We start from the raw sequence: 544 nt of genomic DNA, 5'->3' as shown, positions 1-544 counted from the left end.
CCAAGTAGGTTAGAAATATTAGATTTACTTTCTTGTGGTGAGCTATGCGCTTGTGACTTATTAGAACACTTTCAATTCTCACAACCTACACTAAGTCATCATATGAAGTCATTAGTAGATAATGAATTAGTTACAACACGAAAAGATGGCAATAAACATTGGTATCAACTTAATCATGCTATTTTAGATGATATTATCCAAAACTTGAACATCATTAATACATCTAATCAAAGATGTGTATGTAAAAATGTGAAATCAGGTGACTGTTGATGACTATTTTAGCAATTGTAATTTTTCTTTTAACTTTAACCTTTGTGATTTGGCAACCAAAAGGTTTAGATATTGGTATTACAGCTTTAATTGGAGCGGTTGTTGCTATCATTACAGGAGTCGTAAGTCTTTCTGATGTATTAGAAGTAACAGGTATTGTTTGGAATGCTACTTTGACTTTTGTCTCAGTCATTCTTATTTCATTAATATTAGATAAAGTTGGATTATTCGAATGGTCAGCTATTCACATGCTTCATGCTTCAAAAGGAAATGG

Annotated in this window: 2 protein-coding genes; both read left to right on the top strand. The window is 31.4% G+C overall.

Going from position 1 to position 544, the window contains the following annotated elements; all coding sequences use genetic code 11:
- A partial coding sequence (gene arsR / locus IEX42_RS18405) for an As(III)-sensing metalloregulatory transcriptional repressor ArsR (RefSeq protein WP_188781469.1) occupies nucleotides 1-270 on the top strand: 270 nt, incomplete at its 5' end.
- A partial coding sequence (locus tag IEX42_RS18400) for an ArsB/NhaD family transporter (RefSeq protein ID WP_505712077.1) occupies nucleotides 270-544 on the top strand: 275 nt, incomplete at its 3' end. The genes arsR and IEX42_RS18400, both read left to right, overlap by 1 nt.

Origin of the sequence: Marmoricola endophyticus (assembly GCF_014644415.1) — a bacterium.
Lineage (GTDB): Bacteria > Actinomycetota > Actinomycetes > Propionibacteriales > Nocardioidaceae > Marmoricola > Marmoricola endophyticus.
The sequence above is the reverse complement of the archived record's forward strand: the minus strand, read 5'-3'. Positions and strand labels throughout refer to the sequence as shown.